Origin of the sequence: Streptococcus parasanguinis (assembly GCF_015556095.1) — a bacterium.
In the GTDB taxonomy this organism is placed as follows: Bacteria; Bacillota; Bacilli; order Lactobacillales; family Streptococcaceae; genus Streptococcus; species Streptococcus parasanguinis_Q.
In genome coordinates, this window is sequence record NZ_JADNLT010000001.1 from 260,894 (window position 1) to 281,068 (window position 20,175).

Annotated in this window: 16 protein-coding genes; 15 read left to right on the forward strand and 1 reads right to left on the reverse strand. The window is 44.4% G+C overall.

Going from position 1 to position 20,175, the window contains the following annotated elements:
* Positions 1–74: 74 nt before the first annotated feature.
* The 3 genes from ligA to pulA all read left to right on the forward strand — a co-directional run bounded on the left by ligA (position 75) and on the right by pulA (position 5,393).
* The gene (ligA, locus tag I2E70_RS01320; protein ID WP_195423056.1) at positions 75–2,033 is read left to right on the forward strand and encodes an NAD-dependent DNA ligase LigA; all 1,959 of its coding nucleotides are present in this window, start codon (positions 75–77) and stop codon (positions 2,031–2,033) included.
* A gap of 9 nt (positions 2,034–2,042) precedes the next feature.
* Complete coding sequence (locus I2E70_RS01325) at positions 2,043–3,005, forward strand: diacylglycerol kinase family lipid kinase (protein WP_003006748.1); 963 nt, start codon at positions 2,043–2,045, stop codon at positions 3,003–3,005.
* 78 nt (positions 3,006–3,083) lie between these two features.
* Entirely contained in the window at positions 3,084–5,393 is a 2,310-nt protein-coding gene (gene pulA / locus I2E70_RS01330) for a type I pullulanase (protein WP_195423058.1), read from the forward strand.
* A 52-nt stretch (positions 5,394–5,445) separates the two neighbouring features.
* Here the strand turns inward: pulA and I2E70_RS01335 are convergent, their stop codons facing one another.
* Entirely contained in the window at positions 5,446–7,605 is a 2,160-nt protein-coding gene (locus I2E70_RS01335; protein WP_195423060.1) for an LTA synthase family protein, read from the reverse strand.
* 230 nt (positions 7,606–7,835) lie between these two features.
* On the opposite strand from I2E70_RS01335, the gene I2E70_RS01340 reads away from it, so the two are divergent.
* The 12 genes from I2E70_RS01340 (at position 7,836) to rlmD (ending at position 20,016) form a co-directional block, all read left to right on the forward strand.
* Entirely contained in the window at positions 7,836–8,999 is a 1,164-nt protein-coding gene (locus I2E70_RS01340; RefSeq protein WP_195423063.1) for a class I SAM-dependent rRNA methyltransferase, read from the forward strand.
* Positions 8,996–9,673 (forward strand): type I 3-dehydroquinate dehydratase, encoded by a 678-nt coding sequence (gene aroD / locus I2E70_RS01345; RefSeq protein WP_070673930.1) that lies wholly within the window; start codon positions 8,996–8,998, stop codon positions 9,671–9,673. Before I2E70_RS01340 ends, aroD begins: the two co-directional genes overlap by 4 nt.
* Complete coding sequence (aroE, locus tag I2E70_RS01350) at positions 9,663–10,535, forward strand: shikimate dehydrogenase (protein ID WP_195423065.1); 873 nt, start codon at positions 9,663–9,665, stop codon at positions 10,533–10,535. The genes aroD and aroE overlap by 11 nt, the downstream gene beginning before the upstream one ends.
* A gap of 162 nt (positions 10,536–10,697) precedes the next feature.
* Positions 10,698–11,771: a 3-dehydroquinate synthase gene (gene aroB, locus I2E70_RS01355; protein ID WP_195423067.1), complete on the forward strand. Its 1,074-nt coding sequence runs from the start codon at positions 10,698–10,700 to the stop codon at positions 11,769–11,771.
* A 7-nt stretch (positions 11,772–11,778) separates the two neighbouring features.
* Positions 11,779–12,945, forward strand: a complete 1,167-nt coding sequence (gene aroC / locus I2E70_RS01360; RefSeq protein WP_195423069.1) for a chorismate synthase — start codon at positions 11,779–11,781, stop codon at positions 12,943–12,945.
* Positions 12,946–12,961: 16 nt separating this feature from the next.
* Entirely contained in the window at positions 12,962–14,068 is a 1,107-nt protein-coding gene (locus I2E70_RS01365) for a prephenate dehydrogenase (RefSeq protein ID WP_195423071.1), read from the forward strand.
* Between the two features lie 100 nt (positions 14,069–14,168).
* The gene (locus tag I2E70_RS01370; RefSeq protein ID WP_003014453.1) at positions 14,169–14,507 is read left to right on the forward strand and encodes a YlbF/YmcA family competence regulator; all 339 of its coding nucleotides are present in this window, start codon (positions 14,169–14,171) and stop codon (positions 14,505–14,507) included.
* A 171-nt stretch (positions 14,508–14,678) separates the two neighbouring features.
* Positions 14,679–15,962 (forward strand): 3-phosphoshikimate 1-carboxyvinyltransferase, encoded by a 1,284-nt coding sequence (gene aroA, locus I2E70_RS01375; protein WP_195423073.1) that lies wholly within the window; start codon positions 14,679–14,681, stop codon positions 15,960–15,962.
* Positions 15,955–16,440: a shikimate kinase gene (locus I2E70_RS01380; RefSeq protein WP_195423075.1), complete on the forward strand. Its 486-nt coding sequence runs from the start codon at positions 15,955–15,957 to the stop codon at positions 16,438–16,440. The genes aroA and I2E70_RS01380 overlap by 8 nt, the downstream gene beginning before the upstream one ends.
* Positions 16,431–17,285, forward strand: coding sequence for a prephenate dehydratase (pheA, locus tag I2E70_RS01385; protein ID WP_195423077.1), 855 nt, complete (start codon positions 16,431–16,433; stop codon positions 17,283–17,285). The genes I2E70_RS01380 and pheA overlap by 10 nt, the downstream gene beginning before the upstream one ends.
* Complete coding sequence (locus I2E70_RS01390; RefSeq protein WP_195423079.1) at positions 17,282–18,595, forward strand: LCP family protein; 1,314 nt, start codon at positions 17,282–17,284, stop codon at positions 18,593–18,595. Before pheA ends, I2E70_RS01390 begins: the two co-directional genes overlap by 4 nt.
* Before the next feature lie 62 nt (positions 18,596–18,657).
* On the forward strand, positions 18,658–20,016 hold the full coding sequence (gene rlmD / locus I2E70_RS01395) for a 23S rRNA (uracil(1939)-C(5))-methyltransferase RlmD (RefSeq protein ID WP_195423081.1): 1,359 nt from the start codon (positions 18,658–18,660) through the stop codon (positions 20,014–20,016).
* The last annotated feature ends 159 nt before the right edge of the window (positions 20,017–20,175 follow it).

Genomic DNA, 20,175 nt, shown 5'->3' on the forward strand with positions numbered 1-20,175 from the left:
TTTGGCTCCTTTTTTTAATGCTAAGAATGCAGTAAATTCAAGGCTAAATTAAGATTTTATGATAAAATAAGAACATGAAAACCAGAATGAAAGAATTAGTGGAATTACTCAATCGATATGCTTACGAGTATTACACAAAAGACGCTCCATCTGTTTCGGATAGTGAATATGATCAATTATATCGGGAGTTGGTGGAACTAGAAACCGCTCATCCTGATGAGATCTTACCAGAGAGTCCAACTCACCGTGTAGGTGGGGTGGTTTTAAAAGGCTTTACCAAATACCAGCACCAGTATCCCCTTTATAGTTTGCAGGATGCTTTTTCGCGTGAAGAATTAGAAGCCTTTGATCAGCGTGTCCGTAAGGAATTTCCTTCTATCAGCTATGTATGTGAGCTGAAAATCGATGGCTTGTCCATTTCCCTCACCTATGAAAATGGAGTCCTCGTAACGGGGGCGACACGTGGGGATGGTTCTGTCGGTGAGGATATTACAGAGAATCTCAAGCGGGTCAAGGACATTCCTTTAGTGTTACCAGAGCCAGTGAACATTACAGTTCGAGGCGAGTGCTATATGCCACGGGCTTCCTTTGATCGGGTCAATCAGATCCGTCAAGAAAACGGTGAGCCTGAGTTTGCTAATCCACGGAATGCTGCTGCAGGAACGCTTCGCCAATTGGATACGAAAATCGTGGCCAAGCGAAATCTCGCAACCTTCTTGTATCAAGAAGTGAGTCCGACGGATCAAAGCAGTCAGGAAGGCGTGCTTCAGAAATTAGCCCGCTTAGGGTTTGTCGTGAACCAAGAGCGAGTGCTGGCTGAGGATATGGAGCAAATTTGGGACTTCATCCAAAAAGTAGCTCAGCTTCGAGAGGATCTTCCCTACGATATCGATGGGATCGTCATCAAGGTCAATGATCTAGCTGTTCAAGAAGAACTAGGCTTTACCGTAAAAGCTCCTAAATGGGCTGTCGCCTATAAGTTTCCAGCTGAAGAAAAAGAAGCGAAAATCTTATCAGTGGATTGGACCGTTGGACGAACCGGTGTTGTGACGCCAACTGCCAATTTAACTCCAGTCCAGCTAGCAGGAACCACTGTTAGCAGGGCAACCTTGCACAATGTGGACTATATTGCTGAAAAGGATATTCATCAGGATGATACCGTCATCGTCTACAAGGCGGGTGATATCATTCCTGCGGTCTTGCGTGTTGTCAAAGATAAACGGGTATCTGATCAAGCATTAGCCATTCCAACTCAATGTCCGAGCTGTCAGAGTGAGTTGCTTCATTTCGAGGATGAGGTGGCCCTTCGCTGTATCAATCCGCTCTGTCCAGCTCAGATTAAGGAAGGATTGAACCACTTTGCAAGTCGGGATGCTATGAATATCACAGGCTTGGGTCCAGCTATTGTAGAGAAACTTTTCGCAGCTCAGTTGGTAGAGGATGTAGCTGGGATCTATCGTCTGACAGTCGAGGATCTTTTGACCTTAGAAGGCTTTAAAGAAAAATCTGCTGAAAAACTCCATGAAGCCATTCAAGCTTCAAAAGAAAACTCAGCTGAGAAGTTACTCTTTGGTTTGGGGATCCGCCATGTTGGTAGCAAGGTTAGTCAAATCTTGCTCCAAGAATTCCATGACCTCGATCAATTGGCTACAGCGGATCCAGAACGAATTGCCAGCATTGACAGTCTCGGTATGGTCGTGGCTGAAAGCCTCAAGCGTTATTTTGCACAAGAAGGATCCAAGCGCCTATTGCAAGAGCTTAAAGAAGCTGGTGTCAATATGACTTATCTTGGTGAAAAAGTCGCTGCTGATGCGGCCCTCTCAGGAATGACAGTCGTTTTGACTGGGAAGCTAGAACGACTCACACGTTCAGAAGCTAAGGCAAAATTAGAAAGTCTGGGCGCTAAGGTAACTGGATCGGTTTCCAAAAAAACAGATTTGGTCGTTGCAGGTAGTGACGCTGGTAGCAAGTTAACCAAAGCACAAGAATTAGGAATCCAGGTAGAAGATGAGGCCTGGCTTGAAAGTTTATAGAGGATCTTTATGGTAGAACGAATCAAAAAAGCCCGTTTAATTTATAATCCGACCTCTGGGCAAGAAATTATCAAGAAAAATATAGCGGAAGTCTTGGACGTACTCGAAGATGTGGGCTATGAAACTAGCGCTTATCAAACGACTCCAGAACCATTTTCTGCCCAAAATGAAGCAGAAAGAGCCGCTAAGGCAGGCTTTGATTTAATCATTGCCGCTGGTGGAGATGGTACGATTAACGAAGTGGTCAATGGGGTTGCAGGTCTGGAAAATCGTCCGCAGATGGCCTTTATCCCGACCGGTACCACCAATGACTATGCGCGTGCCTTGAAGATACCGATGGGAGATCCTGTGGCGGCTGCTCGCATTATCGAAAAGAATCAAACCATTCAAATGGACATTGGTCGTGCCTATGGCAGCAAGTATTTCATCAACATTGCTGCAGCAGGAACCATGACAGAATTGACCTTCAGTGTTCCAAGTAGTGTTAAATCTCGCTTGGGTTACTTTGCCTATGTAGCAGAAGCTGCTAAAATGTTGCCGCGAAATAAGGCTCGTAAGGTACGGATTGAGCACGACAATGGTGTCTTTGAAGGGCCAGCGTCTATGATATTTGTGGCTTTGACCAACTCGATTGCCGGCTTTGAAAGTGTCGCGCCAGATGCTAAGCTTGATGATGGGAACTTTACCTTGATTATCGTAAAAACTGCTAAGCTCTTTAACATGTTGTCCTTGATGATTCAGGCCATCAATGGAGGCAAGCATGTGCACGATGAAAATGTAGAATATCTCAAGACCAAGAAGTTGACGATCGAAATGTTAGGAAAAAATGCTCAACCATTCCGTATCAATCTAGATGGGGAGTACGGAGGAGATACTCCAGTTGAATTGGAAGTCTTCCATAATCACTTGGAATTCTTTGCAAATATTGATGAAATCAACAACGATGCTTTGGTTCACCCATCTGAAGAATAAAAACAAATAGTTGGAACCATGTACGTGTTTCACGAGCGAATGGTTCCTTCGGTATCAAATTGGAAATAGGAAAATGTTATGCGACAATACCATGTAAAGCTTCATTTTCATAAGCAAAAAGGAAATTATTTTGCCTATGATATGTGGCAATGGCAGGATCAAGTAGAAGGAAAATCAGTCTCTTTCTCCAAGTTGGATTATTTTGGAGTAGAGGGAAATCTGGTATACGAGAGTGAGGATGCCTTGAGCCGGGGTCATGTCTTGGTTAAAGAAGGAGATTGGCTCACCAAAACCCGTGATTTTGAAATCGAACTCTTACCAGAAGGGCATGTTCGAGAAGTTTGGATTCTCGATGGGGACGATACTGTCTATTATTCTTTGCAAGCTGCTTTGACGAGTCATGCTTATAGTCATCGTCAGCCTCATGCCTACGATATGGCGACCCATGCCAAGGAATTTGACACCAAATGGGCTTATCAAGGCTGGCTTGGTTATCGTGAAGAAGAAGGGGAGTATTGCTTTAAGCTGTGGGCCCCTACTGCTAAGAAAGTTGAATTGTTGCTCTATCAATCAACAGAGTTGGATGCGCCTATTTGGAAGACTATTCCGATGATGCGAGGCAAACAAGAGTCTAGCTACCATCCAGAAAACACCCAAGGTGTTTGGATTCTAGATTTTCTAGGAAATTTAAGTGGCATGGCCTATCAATATCGTGTGCATTTTGAACACCATACTCAAGTAACGCGCGATCCTTATAGCATTGCAACGACAGCGGACGGGATGCGCTCAGCCATTCTCTCAAGAGCGGATCGTCAGTTTGATTGGGGCACTAAAAAAGGCGCCGATGCGACTCCCTGGCGCCTGGACAATCCTTGTCAAGCAGTGATCTATGAGATGCACCTTCGGGATTTGACCAAGTCACCGACATCAGGTGTGGACGAGTCTTTGCGTGGGACCTATCTGGGGGCTTGCCAAGAAGTAACTGTCAATAGCCATGGCGATGCGACTGCCTTTGATTATATCCGTCAGTTAGGGGTCAATGTCGTGCAATTGCAGCCGATATCTGATCGCTATAAACAGTACGATGAAGAAGGTCGTGTGACCTACAATTGGGGTTACGACGTTCAGAATCATTCTGCACCAGAAACCAGTTTTTCAACAGATCCATCCAATCCCAAACAAACCATGAAAGAGCTTAAAACGATGATCCGGGCTTATCATGACGCTGGGATTTCTGTAGTCATAGATGTGATCTACAATCATACCTACTCAACTGAGAATGGTCCTTTCCAAAATACAGTTCCGGATTATTATTACCGGATGGAGCCAGATGGGCGCTTCCAAAATGGGACAGGTGTCGGTAATGAGACGGCGAGTGAGCATGAAATGTACCGCAAGTACATGATTGATTCCCTCACGCACTGGGTCAAAGAGTACCAGATCGATGGTTTCCGCTTTGATTTGATGGGCATTCACGATGTGACGACAATGAATGCTATTCGGGAGGCGATGGATGCTCTGGATCCTCGCATTCTCCTTTATGGAGAAGGTTGGGACATGGGAACCGGTCTCGCACCAGAGGATAAGGCTAAGAAAGACAATGCGGCGCAATTGCCACGTATTGGATTCTTTAACGACACGGAGCGCGATGCTATTAAAGGGGCTGAGGTTTATGGTTCCATCAAACGTGGCTTTGTCAGCCGAAAATCAACAGAGAATATCGTTGCGCGTGCTGTTCTAGGTAGTGCGGAGCTGGGTCATTATTTAAGTCCGACTCAGGTTTTGAATTATGTGGAGGCTCATGACAATTATAATCTCTATGACTTGCTTCAGACCCTCCATCCAAATGAAGAAGTAGCAGGCTTAGTCAAGCGCTCAGAGTTGGCTACGGCCATGAACCTGCTCTTCCAGGGTATGACCTTTATGCAATTGGGTCAAGAGTTTATGCGGACTAAATTGGTAGCGACAGGTCCTGATGGAGAGATCACACCTTTGGATCGTGAGCGGGCCATGAATTCCTACAATGCTCCAGATTTTGTGAATCAGGTCAACTGGGATCTGGTCAGTCAAAACAAGGAATCAATTGCCTATATCCGAAGCTTGATCAATTTGAAGACAAGTCTTCCTGTCTTAGGGCTTGAAAGCTATGATAAAATCTACCAACAAGTCTTTATCCAATCTGCAACTGATTGTAGTGGACTTCTGATATTTGAACTAACAGGAGACAAGAAGTACTTGGTCATCTTCAACGCCAGCGGACTTCCATATTACCTCCAAAATTCAAATAAATTGAAATTGATGGTTGGGAATAGTCGTCATAAACGACCATTCTATGTGGAGAATTTAACAGCTTCTGTTTTTGAAGTCCTAGATGAAGGTAAAGCGTAATCTTTTTAAAGAAATCACAAAATCCCTGAGTTTTTAAACTCAGGGATTCTCTTTATTTAGAAGAACTGCTACTGGTCTCTGTTGAGGAAGAACTATCGTCTTCTGGGTGCAATTCTTTATAAGTAGGTGCCTTGAAGAGATCAACGGTGGACTGATTGCCACGTTGGTTATAAAGGCTGGTTGATTTGTCACCTTTTTCCTTTTCAATCTTCTTCAATGCCTTGAAGGAATTAGTGTAGGAATAATCATCTGGATTGACTTTTCCAAGATCATTGCCCTTGAAGAAGCGAAGGAGGTCACCGGTCTGGATGCTATCGCTAATCTTCAATTGCAGGTTAGCAGCCTCCCCAATCTTGTCCAGTTCTTCCTTGGTTTTTTCGTCTGGGTTCGTGATTTCCTCACCTGTTTTGGTGTAATAGGTCCGGCCACTATAGCTCGTATACTCAGGAGTCACAAAGTAGTTAGCGGAGCGGAAGGCTACGATTTGATCATGATCTGGTGAGAGCATATCTTGACCAACTTGGAGGAATTTGTTGGATTCAATGCCTAGCAAATGTTCCAAGGTTGGGAGCATATCAATTTCGCCACCATAGGTGTTGATAATGCCTCCCTTGTCCATTCCAGGAATAACTACCATATAAGGAACGCGTTGCAACATGGCATTGTCATAGCTTGACCACGTTTCAGAGTTCTTACCAAGTAGAGGGGCAAGAGCTGGGTTGCGGGAGTTTGAAATTCCGTAGTGGTCCCCATAGAGAACGATGATGGAATTTTTGTAAAGACCAGATTCTTTCAGGTAATCAAAGAAGGCCTTGATCGAAGAATCTAGGTAGTTAGCGGTCGCAAAATAGCCATTGATGGTTTCGTCCTGAGTCTTAGCTAGAGGGAAGCCGAGATCATCTCCTGACAAGCTAGTTGTATAAGGATAGTGGTTGGAAACCGTAATGAACTTCGTATAGAAAGGCTGTTGCAATCTTTCTAGGTATTTGATGGAATCCTTGAGCATGTATTTGTCATTAAGACCATACTGGAAGGAATTGCTGCTGTTTTGTTTGGTGAAGTAGCTGGCATCAAAGAAGTAATTGTAGCCCCATTGTTTATAGGCGGTATTCCGGTTCCAGAAACTTCCAGCATTCCCGTGGAAAACAGCGCTCGAGTTGTAACCATTTTTTGAAAGAATAAATGGTGCAGCCTGTTGGGTATTGGTTCCACCATAGTTCACCATAAAGGAACCTTGGTTGAGTCCGAAGAGGCCTGTTTCAATCATGGTCTCCGCATCAGACGTTTTCCCTGCCTTAACTTGGTTAAAAACATTTGAAAAGGCAAAGGTTTCTTTCGAGTGGTAAAGTGAGTTTAAGAAAGGTGTCACTTCATATTCTTTATCGTCTACTTTCAACTTGTAATCGATCAAGAATTGTTGGAAACTTTCCAAGTGAATGTAGATAACATTACGGCCTTTGGCCATTCCAAAGTACTCAGGATTAGGCTTGGCATAATGCTGTTGGATATATTCTTCCACCGGTTTTAAATCTGCTTCGGAGGCTTTGGAACGTTCTTTGTTGGCAGCATAGGTCTGATTAGCGCTATAACCCAGAAAGGCTGGTAAGCCTAGGGCACGAACGACATAGTAGTTTGAGAACCCACGAGTCAAGAGCTCAGGTCGGTCAATTTCTGCGAGGAAAAGGTTGGCCGAAAAGAGCATAGCCGATAAAGAGGTAACCGCAAAACTAGCTCGTTTATTGAAGGGACGATTGTCCATTCGAATCCATTTCTTAAAGAAGAAGAAAGCTAGAATAGGGAAATCTAGAATGTAGATCACATCCCAAGGTCGGAACAATTCTAAAGCAGCAGCTCCGAGACCGGCAGAAACCTTGCTGGAAGCCAACATGGTATTGACCGTTACGAAGTCTGTAAACTCTCGATAATAGATGGAGTTGGAAATCAACCAAATAAATAAGAGAAGGTAGATCCCAAAGGCCAAACTATAAAAGAGCTTGGTTCGTTTGATATAAAGTGCAAGACCAATGAAGAGCAGACTAATCGGCAATGGGTTGATCACTGCTAGAAAAATCTGATACGGTCCCTGAATGTCTAAATTAAAATCAACTGAATAGGCCCACATGGTTTTGAACCAGTAGAGCAACAGAAGGGTCAAGACAAATCCTAGTCTGGTACTCATGAAATTGAGTATCGAATTCGTAATTTTTTTCACAAAATGTTACTTCCTTGTCTTATTTCCTAAAAATTTTCATATACAAGTATACCACAATTTTATGGAGAAAGAAAAAAATGACTGTAAAGGAGAGGAAAGAAATAGGAAAGATCCGGCATTTTATATCATTTGAAGCTAAATGATGAAAGCTAGGATAAAACGGTAAAAAAAGTTCTAGTAAATAAAGCCTCCCTTTGTGAAAACCTCAGACTTTTGCTATAATAGAGGGTATGAAAAAACTCACGGTCAGTCGCCAGGTCGCAACAAAAATCAAACAAGGACAATCTCTTCTTGAAAAGCAAGATTTTGACTCACTTCCTGCTTTGGATCAAGCGATTCAATTGCTTTCAGGAGATGGACAATCCCTCGGAGTCGGATACTTATCTGAACAAAATAAAGGGATTGGATGGTTTGTTTCGCAAGAGTTGGTCGCTTTTGATCAAGACTTTTTTAAAAAGCTTTTCATCAAAGCTAAGCAATACCGTCGTTCTTATTATGCAGATGAAACGACGACAGCCTTTCGTCTTTTTAACCAAGAGGGAGATGGTTTTGGTGGTTTCACGGTTGACTTGTATGGTGAGTTTGTTGTCTTTTCTTGGTACAATCCCTTCGTATTTCAGATCAAGGAAACTATTCTAGCGGCCTTTCAAGAGGCTTTTCCAGAAGTCCGAGGTGGCTATGAAAAGATTCGCTTTAAAGGCTTGGACTATGAATCGGCTCTTGTCTATGGTAAAGAAGCACCGCAAGAATTTTTGATTCTTGAAAATGGGGTCTCTTACCAAGTCTTTCTCAATGATGGTTTGATGACGGGAATCTTTTTGGATCAGCATGAAGTTCGAGGTAGCTTGGTAGAGGGCTTAGCAGCTGGCAAGTCCTTGCTCAATATGTTCTCCTATACGGCGGCCTTCTCTGTGGCTGCGGCAATGGGTGGAGCAGTTGAGACAACATCGGTTGATCTGGCTAAGAGAAGTAGAGAATTATCAGAAGCGCATTTTGTGGCAAATGGCTTGGCGCTAGATGCTCATCGTTTTGTCGTGATGGATGTCTTTGATTATTATAAATATGCCAAACGCCATGAGTTAAGCTATGATGTGATCGTACTCGATCCGCCTAGCTTTGCGCGGAATAAAAAGCGGACCTTTTCAGTCGCTAAAGATTACCATCGGTTGGTCAGCGAGGCCCTCGAGATTTTAAATCCAGGTGGGACCTTGATTCTCAGTACCAATGCGGCTAATGTGACCAAAGAAAAATTTAAAAAACAAATCGAAAAGGGATTTCAAGGACGTAAGCATCGCTATGTAGCGGAATACGGTCTTCCGGGTGATTTTCGATGGAACAAGAAAGAAGAAAGTAGTAATTACTTAAAAGTATTTACGATTAGGGTGGATGTATGAAGTTAGTTGTTTCGATTATGCCTCGCTCCTTAGAAGAGGCGCAACAACTAGATGGTTCGCGTTACGAGGATGCAGATGTTATTGAGTGGCGTGCGGACTTTTTAGAAAAAAGCGAGATCTTAACCGTCGCTCCTGCAGTTTTTGAGAAATTTGCTGGACGCGAAATTTTATTCACCTTGCGGACTCGAGCTGAAGGTGGAGGGATGGAGCTGACTAATGAAGAATATGTTGGAATCCTGAAAGATATTCAATCCATCTATCATCCGGATTATATCGATTTCGAGTTTTATAGCCATCGTGACGTCTTTGAAGAGATGTTGGAATTTTCAAATCTTGTTCTCAGCTACCACAATTTCCAAGAAACTCCGGAAAATATGATGGAGATCTTATCGGAATTGACCAGCTTTTCTCCAAAATTAGTCAAAGTATCTGTCATGGCCCACAATGAACAAGATGTTCTTGACTTGATGAATTATACGCGTGGTTTCAAGACGCTGAATCCTGAGCAAGAATATGTCACCATTTCGATGGGTAAGGTCGGGAAGATTTCGCGCTTGACAGCTGATTTGACAGGCTCTTCCTGGTCTTATGCTAGAGTCGGAGATGAAAGCGCCCCAGGTCAAATTCCTCTTGAAAATATGAGAAGAATTCGGGAGTTATTAAATGAAGATTGACGGATATACTCGGATGGCAGCGGTCATTGCCCATCCCATTCGTCATAGTATCTCTCCTTTCATCCATAATCTAGCCTATGAATTAACAGCGATCAATGCTGCTTACCTGGCTTGGGATATTGCTGAAGAAGACCTAGAAAGCACCATCAGTCAAATTCGCAAGTTAGATATGATTGGGGCTAATATCTCCATGCCCTACAAGCAGAAGGTCTTTCCTTACTTAGATGAAGTGGATGAGATGGCCCGAAAGATCGGTTCTGTCAATACCATCGTTCACCGTGATGGCAAGCTTAAAGGCTATAATACGGATGGGATTGGTTTCTTTCGTAGTTTACCTCCAGCTTTCTCCATTAAGGGAAAAACAATGGTTCTCTTAGGTGCAGGTGGTGCAGCTTTAGCGATTATTGCACAGGCGATTCATCTAGGTGTAAAACGTATCCTTGTCTTTGTGAGAGAGGAGAGATTGGTTCATTATCGTTCAATCGTTCAGTTGATTGAAGATGGCTTTGATTTCTTGATAGAATTGTATGCGATTGAGAAAAATGAAGACGTTCAAAGCTCCTTTAATCAAGCCGATCTCATCTTAAATGCGACTGGTGTTGGGATGGATGGTCAGTCTCTTCCGATAGCGAGTCACTTGACCTTTCCCCCACATGCCTTAATCGTAGAGATGGCTTACTATCCGGCAGTGACCCCCTTTCTGCAATTAGCAGTGAATCAAGGAAACCAGAGGGTAAATGGGCTGGGAATGCTCTTTTATCAAGCTGAAGCAGCCTTTGAATTAATGACTGGGAAAGTATTTCCTACAGAGTCTGTATGGGAAGCATTGACAACAGAATATCGCCAATTTGTATGTGACTAAGAGAGGGGGTTACCTTTTCCTATTGAAAAAGCTTTATGAGATTAGAACAAGAACTGATTTTTAAAAAAACAGTCTTGCTCTAGTCTCTTTTTCATTTTGATTGAGACATGTGCCTTATTTCATGATAAGATAGAATCAAAGAAAAACGTGAAGGAGATTCCTATGAACGTATCGGTACCTATTCCTGGACATTCCTATGATATTGTGATTGAAAGAGGTGGTCTCAACCAGGTTGGAGACTGGTTGCGCACTCTTTGGGGCGATAAAAAAGTCGCGATCATTTCCGATAACCGCGTGGCTAAGCTATATGCCTCTATCGTAGAGAAGAGCCTTGAGAAAGCTGGTTTTCAAGTGGTGCGCTTTGAGTTTCTTCAAGGGGAAGCCAGTAAGAATCTAACCACTGTTTCAAAAGTTTATGACTTTCTAGCTACCCAGGGCATGACGCGCAGTGATGGAATCGTTGCTCTTGGGGGTGGCGTAGTTGGTGATTTGGCTGGTTTTGCTGCCTCGACCTATATGCGAGGAATTTCCTTTGTTCAGATCCCGACTAGCTTGACCGCACAGGTGGACTCCTCTATCGGAGGAAAAACAGGAGTCAACACAGCACTTGCTAAAAACATGGTAGGGACCTTTGCTCAACCAGATGGTGTGTTTATTGATCCTGAAGTGTTGAGCACGTTGGGGCAACGTGAATTGATCGAGGGAATGGGCGAAGTCATCAAGTATGGTCTTATCCAAGATACGGAACTTTGGCAAGAATTGGAAGCCATGGATGGTTCTGTCCAGAGTATTTTAGAGCATGCAGAGAGCATCATTTCCCATTCTTGCCTGGTGAAGCGAGACCATGTGGTGGCAGATGAGTTGGACAATGGTATTCGACTGTATCTCAATTTTGGTCATACCATTGGGCATGCCATTGAAGCGACAGCTGGTTATGGACAGGTTATGCATGGGGAAGCTGTCAGTATGGGTATGGTGCAGCTGTCCCGAGTTGCAGAAGAAAAGGGCCTGATGCCAAAGGGAATCGCTAAAAAAATTGAAGAAATGTGCCGGAAATTTGGCCTTCCGGTGACCTATGAGAACTGGGATAAAGAAGCCCTTTATCAAGCCTTGACCCATGACAAAAAGGCGCGTGGGACGAACTTGAAATTAGTAATTGTTCCAGAGTTGGGGCAAGCAGCGATTCATCAAATCCCTCTTCAAGAAATGAAGGACTTTTTAGAAAGAAAGGAATAAGGTCGGTATGAGATATTTAACAGCAGGAGAGTCCCATGGACCTCGACTCACAGCCATCATCGAGGGGGTTCCGGCAGGCCTTCCTTTATCTGAAGAGGATATTAATAAAGAGCTCAAACGTCGACAAGGTGGCTATGGTCGTGGTGCTCGGATGAAAATTGAGAGTGACCGGGTCGAGATCACATCAGGGGTCCGTCATGGCTTGACCATGGGAGGTCCGATTACTCTGAACGTGACCAATATGGATCATCAAAAATGGCTAGAGATCATGAATGTAGCACCGGTCGAAGAGAAAAAGAAAAATCTGCGTAAGATCACCAAGCCACGTCCCGGTCATGCCGATCTAGTCGGAGGGATCAAATACCGTTTTGACGATCTTCGTAATTCCCTTGAACGTTCTTCTGCCCGTGAGACGACCATGCGTGTAGCCGTTGGTTCAGTTGCTAAACGGATTTTAGAAGAGATCGGCCTTGAAGTGGCCAGCCACATTGTTAATTTTGGGGGAATCGAGATTGCAATTCCCGAGAATCTAACCGTTTCAGAAATCAAGGAAAAGGCAGCAAAGTCGGAAGTTTCGATCGTTGTGCCAGAACAAGAAGAAGCCGTTAAGGCCTACATTGACCAAGTGAAAAAAGATGGCGATACCATCGGGGGAATTGTGGAAACCTTGGTTGGCGGTGTGCCTGTTGGACTAGGATCCTATGTGCAATGGGACAAGAAATTGGATGCCAAAATCGCTCAAGGGGTGGTCTCTATCAATGCCTTTAAGGGAGTGGAGTTTGGTCTTGGGTTCGACGCAGGTCGCCTAAAAGGTAGTCAAGTCATGGATGAAATCATCTGGTCTCAGGACACTGGCTATACCCGTCGCACCAATAATCTTGGTGGTTTTGAGGGGGGGATGACCAATGGTGAGCCCATTCTGGTTCGTGGCGTCATGAAGCCTATTCCGACCCTCTACAAACCTTTGATGAGTGTGGATATTGAAACTCATGAGCCTTATAAGGCGACGGTTGAGCGCAGCGATCCAACGGCTCTCCCAGCTGCAGGAGTGGTGATGGAAGCAGTGGTCGCAACGGTCCTTGCGACAGAAGTGCTTGAAAAATTCTCATCCGATAACTTGGAAGAATTGAAAGAAGCCGTTGCTAAGCACCGGGACTTTACTAAGAATTTTTAAGAGAAAGAGTTTTCCTTTGGAGAAGAAAGTTGTATATATTGCAGGCTTGGGCTTGATTGGTGCTTCACTCGCGCTAGGGATTAAAAGGGCCCACCCAAACGTGACTGTTCTTGGGTACAATCGTAGTGAAGCCTCTCGAACCATCGCCCTTGAAAGGGGAATGGTGGATCAGGTGACGGATGATTTCGCAGCCTTTGCCCCTTTAGCGGATATTATTATTTTGGCGCTTCCGATTAAGCAAACCAAATCTTACTTAGAAACCTTAGCTAGCTTGCATTTGAAAGACGGGGTACTGGTGACAGATGCAGGCTCTACCAAGTCAGAAATTGTCGCACAAGCTGAAAAGGTATTTACAGATAAGGATGTACGCTTTGTGGGAGGACACCCCATGGCTGGTAGTCATAAGACAGGTGCTGCAGCAGCAGATGCAACCTTATTTGAGAACGCTTATTATATTTTTACCTCTTCCAGCTTGACCACAGGGGGTGCCATGGAAGAGTTGAAAGAGCTTCTGAGTGGATTGGGATCTCGATTTATTGAAATCGACGCCGAGGAACACGATCGGGTGACTTCTCAGATCAGCCATTTTCCTCATATTTTAGCCTCGACTCTGGTCGAGCAGGCTGTAGCTTATGGGGAAGAGCATGAAATGACCCGCCGTTTTGCAGCTGGTGGCTTTCGGGATATGACACGGATTGCGGAAAGTGAGCCGGGCATGTGGACCTCTATTCTCTTGTCCAACCCTCAAGCGATATTAGAGCGGATTGCAGATTTCAAAGACCGTTTGGATCAAGTGGCTGAAACCATCCAAGCAGATAACGAAGAGGCCGTTTGGTCCTTTTTCCAAGAAGGGCGCAAGCACCGAAAAGAAATGCAGATCCATCAGCGTGCTGGACGTGATAGTGCCTATGATCTCTTTATCGATGTCCCTGATAAGGAAGGTGTGATTCTCGAAATCTTACAACTCCTACAAGGGATTTCCTTGGTCAATATTCACATCAATGAAGAGAATCGGGAAGATATCCACGGGATTTTGCAGCTGACCTTTAAAAATGCAGAGGATCAGGAGCGGGCTCAAACATTGATCAGCCAAGCGACGTCTTATACCGTCCTTGCTCGCTAGGTCTAAAGAAGGATTTGCATCAAAAGACCTGCTTCATTTTAGGAATATTGAAGGAAAAGCAGTATAATAGAAGTATCTTATCAGTAAAGGAGCCTAGAAAATGGCAAATATTTATGATGTAGCAAATGAACTCTCTCGGACCCTACGAGACCTTCCTGAATATAAGGCTGTCGTAGAAAGCAAGCAAGCGATCGAAGCAAATCCAGAAGCGAAAACGCTGTTTGACGAATACGTCGCTTTCCAAAATCAATTGCAAGGCTTGATGCAATCCGGTCAACTTCCAACAGAAGCTGTGCAACAAGAAATGAAGGACTATATGGAAAAAATCCAAGCAAGTCCGATTGTGAATGAATTTTTCACTAAACAACAGCAATTGTCTATTTATCTTGCAGATCTTGAAAAGATCATCTTTGAGCCAATTCAAGATTTATACAAATAGAAAGACTACCAGAGTTGTCATTTCGACTCTGGTATTTTCGTTCGCCACTAGATCAAAAGAAGCCCAAAAAATGCTTGGAAACATTCGTTATTTGTTCCAAATTTTTGATCAAAAATTGAATTCATGCCTTAATTATGATAGAATATGAGGAAAAGCACTCTGGAGAAGGCAATGAAATTAAGAACCAATAGCAAGGGTCTCAGGGGCACCATTCGTGTGCCTGGTGATAAATCCATTAGTCACCGATCCATTATTTTTGGGAGTCTCGCAACAGGTGAAACCAAGGTCTATGATATCTTGCGAGGCGAAGATGTGCTTTCTACCATCCAGGTGTTTCGAGACTTGGGAGTCTCCATCCAAGATGACGGGGATGTGATTCGGATTCAAGGAGTCGGCTTTCAAGGTCTTCAAGCCCCGACATCTCCCCTTGATATGGGCAATTCAGGAACGTCTATTCGTTTGATCTCAGGTGTACTAGCAGGTCAGGATTTTGAAGTGACCATGATTGGAGATGATAGTCTTTCCAAACGTCCCATGGATCGTGTCGCGATTCCACTGCGTCAGATGGGAGTAGAGATTGCTGGTCAGGGAGAGCGCGATTGCCCACCTTTACATGAAAAAGGGACCCATCAGCTTCAAGCCATTCATTACCGTTTGCCAGTGGCATCGGCCCAAGTTAAGTCTGCTCTCATTTTTGCGGCTTTACAGGCTGAGGGTGAATCGACGATTATCGAGAAGGAAAAGACGCGTGACCATACGGAGGATATGATTCGCCAATTTGGTGGAGAGATCCAGGTGGATGGAAAAACCATCCGCATCCAAGGTGGACAAGAGTTCCAAGGTCAAGAAGTCATCGTTCCTGGAGATATTTCCAGTGCAGCCTTTTGGTTAGTGGCTGGCCTCATTCTGCCAGAGAGTGTGATCAAGATTAATAATGTTGGCATCAACCAAACGCGGACAGGGATTCTCGAAGTGATTCAAGAAATGGGGGGAGATCTCACTATTGAGGATCGCGATGAAAAAGCGGTCTCTGCGAGTCTCACTGTCAAGACTTCGTCCTTAAAAGGGATTCGGATTGATGGGGAGTTGATTCCACGCTTGATTGATGAATTGCCGATTATCGCTTTACTAGCGACACAAGCAAACGGCCAGACCGTGATTGCGGATGCTGAAGAGCTTCGTGTGAAAGAAACGGACCGCATCCAGGTCGTAGCAGATAGCCTCAATGCTATGGGAGCCAATGTCGTGCCAACGGAAGACGGCATGATCATCACTGGACCGACTCCCCTACATGGAGCAGACTTAGAAACTTTTGGAGACCACCGGATTGGGATGATGGCTGCCATTGCTGCCTTATTGGTGAGTGAAGAAAATGTGATGCTGGATCGGGCAGAGGCCATCAACACCAGTTACCCTAGTTTTTTTGAAGATTTGGAGACCTTACTGCATGGCTAAAATTTTACTTGGTTTTATGGGAACAGGTAAAACGACTGTTGGTCGCATTCTTGATCCAAAATTCCATGATATGGATGAATTAATTGTTGAAGAGATCGGTATGTCGATCAATGACTATTTCGCAGTGGAAGGAGAAGCTGCCTTTCGTCGCCGCGAGGCTGAAATGCTGGAACGTTTATTGGAAAACGAGACAGCTATTATTTCCCCTGGTGGCGGGATTGTCGTCAATCCTCATAACCGTGCCCTCTTGGAAAAAAATCCATACAACATTTATTTGCGCGTGGATTTTGAAACCTTGTACAGTCGCATTCAAAATGACAAAGCTATGCAACGTCCCCTCTTTTTAAATAATACCAAAGAAGAATTCAAGAAGATTTTTGATGGCCGTTTGCCTTTGTATGAAGCGATTGCTACCCATATTGTGGATGTTAAGGACAAAACACCTGACGAAATTGCGGAGATTATTCGATGCTTGTAGGCTATCTAGGTCCCAAAGGATCTTTTACCCACGATGTGGTGACTCATAGTTTTCCAACTTCTGAACGCATCGCTTATCGAACGATCACAGATGTTATTAAGGCCTATGAAAATCAAGAAATTGATTTTGCAGTCGTCCCAGTTGAAAACTCGATTGAAGGCAGTGTCCATGAGACCCTTGATTACCTCTTTCACCAAGGGACCATCCAGGCCGTTGCAGAAGTGGTCTATCCCATCAAGCAACAGCTCTTGGTGGCTAAAAAAGACCGCCCCATTCGAACGGTCTATTCGCATCCACAGGCCTTGGCCCAAGGGAAGGCTTTTCTAAGAGCCCATTATCCGGGTGTGGCCATGGAAATGACGGCTTCAACAGCCTATGCGGCTCGTTATGTAGCAGAGCATCCGGACTTGGAAATTGCAGCGATTGCCCCTCTGGCAGCAGCCAGTGAGTATGGCTTGGAAGTACAGGCCAAGGACATCCAAGAAATCGAGGACAATTATACACGTTTTTGGATTTTAGGGGCAACAGAGCCCGCGATCTCAGAAACTTTAAGTCCGGGACTGCAAAAAGTTAGCTTAGCCTTGACCTTACCAAGTAACTTGGCAGGAGCCCTCTATAAAGGTTTGTCTACTTTTGCGTGGCGGGGGATCAATTTAACCAAGATTGAAAGTCGCCCCCTAAAAACAGCTTTAGGAGAATACTTTTTCATTATTGACCTCCTAAACGAAGCGCCTGACCTTCTGCAGTTTGCCTATCAAGAATTGGACAGTCTGGGCATTCAGACAAAAGTCTTGGGTCAGTATCAGGTCTATACCTTAAAAAATAACGGAATGGAGAAAAAATGAGTAAAGAATCCAACTTTCTATCTCACCATGAGCGAAAGCGATTAGAGTACTTATACTCAAATTTTCATTATTTGAATGAACGAGAACAACTAGAATACAATTATCTGCTCCAAAAAAGCCAAGGAGCTTATGAGGAAGCAGAAGCCCTTCAACCTGAGGTAGACGCTACAGAAGAAGTGCAAGGTGAGATTACTGAACCAATTGGTGATCTCCCTGTTTACCAATCACGTAGCAAAAAGTCTAAGGAAAAAGCAGTTACTGCGACGAGCGATATACCTAAGAAACCACGGAAAAAGATCCGCGTCAAGCGGATCCTCAAGTGGCTTGCTCTCTTTTTCTTGCTCATTATCGGTGGCATGGTCTTCATGTTTGTGAAAGGCCTCAACAGCAAGCCGACAGGTCCAGATGCCAAACCGGCTGTCGTTGAGAAATTTAACGGCAAGAAGTCGCGAGATGGGGTCAATATCCTGATCTTGGGGACAGATGGGCGGATCGGTGAGAAGTCAGATGAGACACGGACAGACTCCATCATGGTGGTTAATGTCAATAACAAAGAAGGCAAGATCAAGATGGTCAGCTTCATGCGGGATACATTGGTCCATATCGATGGTGTCAGCCAGCAAAATATTCCTGAATATGATGGCTACTATGACCAGAAGCTCAATACAGCCTTCACTATCGGGGAGCAAAATAACAACCAAGGGGCTGAATTGGTGCGTCAGATGCTAAAAGACAACTTTGACATTGATATCCAATATTACGCCATGGTCGATTTCAAGACCTTTGCGACAGCAATCGATACTCTCTTCCCAAATGGGGTCGAGATGAATGCACAATTTTCAACGGTTGATGGCGAAAAAGTCAGTGAAGTAGAAGTACCAGATGATTTGAACATGAAAGACGGTGTCGTTCCGCAGCAAACCATCAAGGTTGGAAAACAACGGATGGATGGCCGGACCCTTCTCAATTACTCGCGTTTCCGCAAGGATGATGAAGGAGACTTTGGTCGGACCCGTCGCCAGCAAGAGGTCATGTCCGCTATCATGCATCAGATCAAGGATCCAACTAAACTCTTTACGGGATCTGAAGCCCTTGGGAAAGTCTTTGCCATGACGTCTACCAATGTTCCCTTCTCCTTCCTATTGACCAATGGACTTGGACTAGTCGGAAGTGCTGGAAAAGGAATTGAACGAGTGACCATCCCAGAAAATGGGGATTGGGTCGATGCCTACGATATGTACGGTGGCCAAGGCTTGCTGGTCGATTTCGATGCTTATAAAAAGAAATTGTACCAAATGGGACTGAGATGATATAATAAGGGGATAGGAGTTTTGGACTCCACCCCTTTTAATTTTTAGAAAGATAGAACACCATGTTAAAGAAAAATGAAATTGTAACCGTTGAGATTGTCGATTTGACCCACGAAGGAGCAGGAGTGGCTAAGGTCGATGGCCTGGTCTTTTTTGTGGAGAATGCCCTACCAGGAGAAGTTGTCCGCATGCGCGTGCTTAAAGTCAACAAAAAGATTGGCTACGGAAAAGTAGAGGAGTACTTAGAAAAATCCCCTCATCGTAATGAAGAGCTTGATCTTGCCTATTTACGAAGCGGAATCGCCGACTTGGGGCACCTGGCTTATCCGGAGCAACTGAAATTCAAGGCCAAGCAGGTAAAGGATAGCCTCTACAAGATGGCGGGAATCACTGATATGGAAGTGCCCCTGACCTTGGGGATGGACCATCCTGTCCAATACCGCAACAAGGCCCAGGTCCCTGTTCGTCGGGTCAATGGTCAGGTCGAGACAGGCTTCTTTCGGAAGAACTCCCATGATTTGATGCCGATTGAAGATTTCTATATCCAAGATCCAGTCATTGACCAAGTGGTCTTGGCACTTCGGGATTTGATTCGTCGGTTTGACCTCAAGCCTTATGATGAGAAGGAACAGTCAGGCCTGATTCGCAATCTTGTCGTCCGTCGAGGCTACCATTCTGGAGAAATTATGGTCATTTTGGTCACCACTCGTCCCAAGATTTTCCGTGTGGACCAGTTGATCGAGCAATTGATCAAGCATTTCCCAGCTATCAAATCCGTCATGCAAAATATTAATGACCAGAATACCAATGCCATTTTTGGAAAAGAATGGCGTACGCTTTATGGTCAAGACTATATTACGGATCAAATGTTGGGAAATGATTTCCAAATCTCTGGACCAGCCTTTTATCAGGTCAATACCGAAATGGCAGAAAAGCTCTATCAGACAGCCATTGACTTTGCTGACTTGGGAGAAGAGGATGTAGTCATTGACGCCTACTCAGGAATCGGGACCATTGGCCTATCAGTTGCCAAGCATGTCAAGGAAGTTTATGGAGTAGAAGTCATCCCCGAAGCCGTGGAGAATAGCCAGAAGAATGCCAGCTTAAATGGCATCACCAATGCCCACTATGTCTGTGACACAGCTGAAAATGCCATGAAGAATTGGCTCAAGGAAGGCATCCAACCAACCGCCATCCTGGTCGATCCACCACGCAAGGGCTTGACCGAAAGCTTTATCAAAGCAAGCGCCCAAACAGGAGCTGACCGTATCGCCTATATCTCCTGTAATGTCGCAACCATGGCGCGTGATATCAAACTCTATCAAGAGTTGGGCTATGAGTTGAAGAAAGTACAGCAGGTGGATCTTTTTCCGCAAACGCATCATGTCGAGTGTGTAAGTTTGTTAGTGAAACGTAGTTAATCTTCAAAAGGTTCACTGAACCTTTTGAGTCCCACAAACACATCACGTGGAGTGTGTTGCTCTGCTCGTAAAAACCTAGAAACCTTTGAATGAAAGGGATAATGAAAAGCCTTGATTGCAAGGCTTTTTGTATTGGCGTGGGGAAGTATCAGAGTGAGA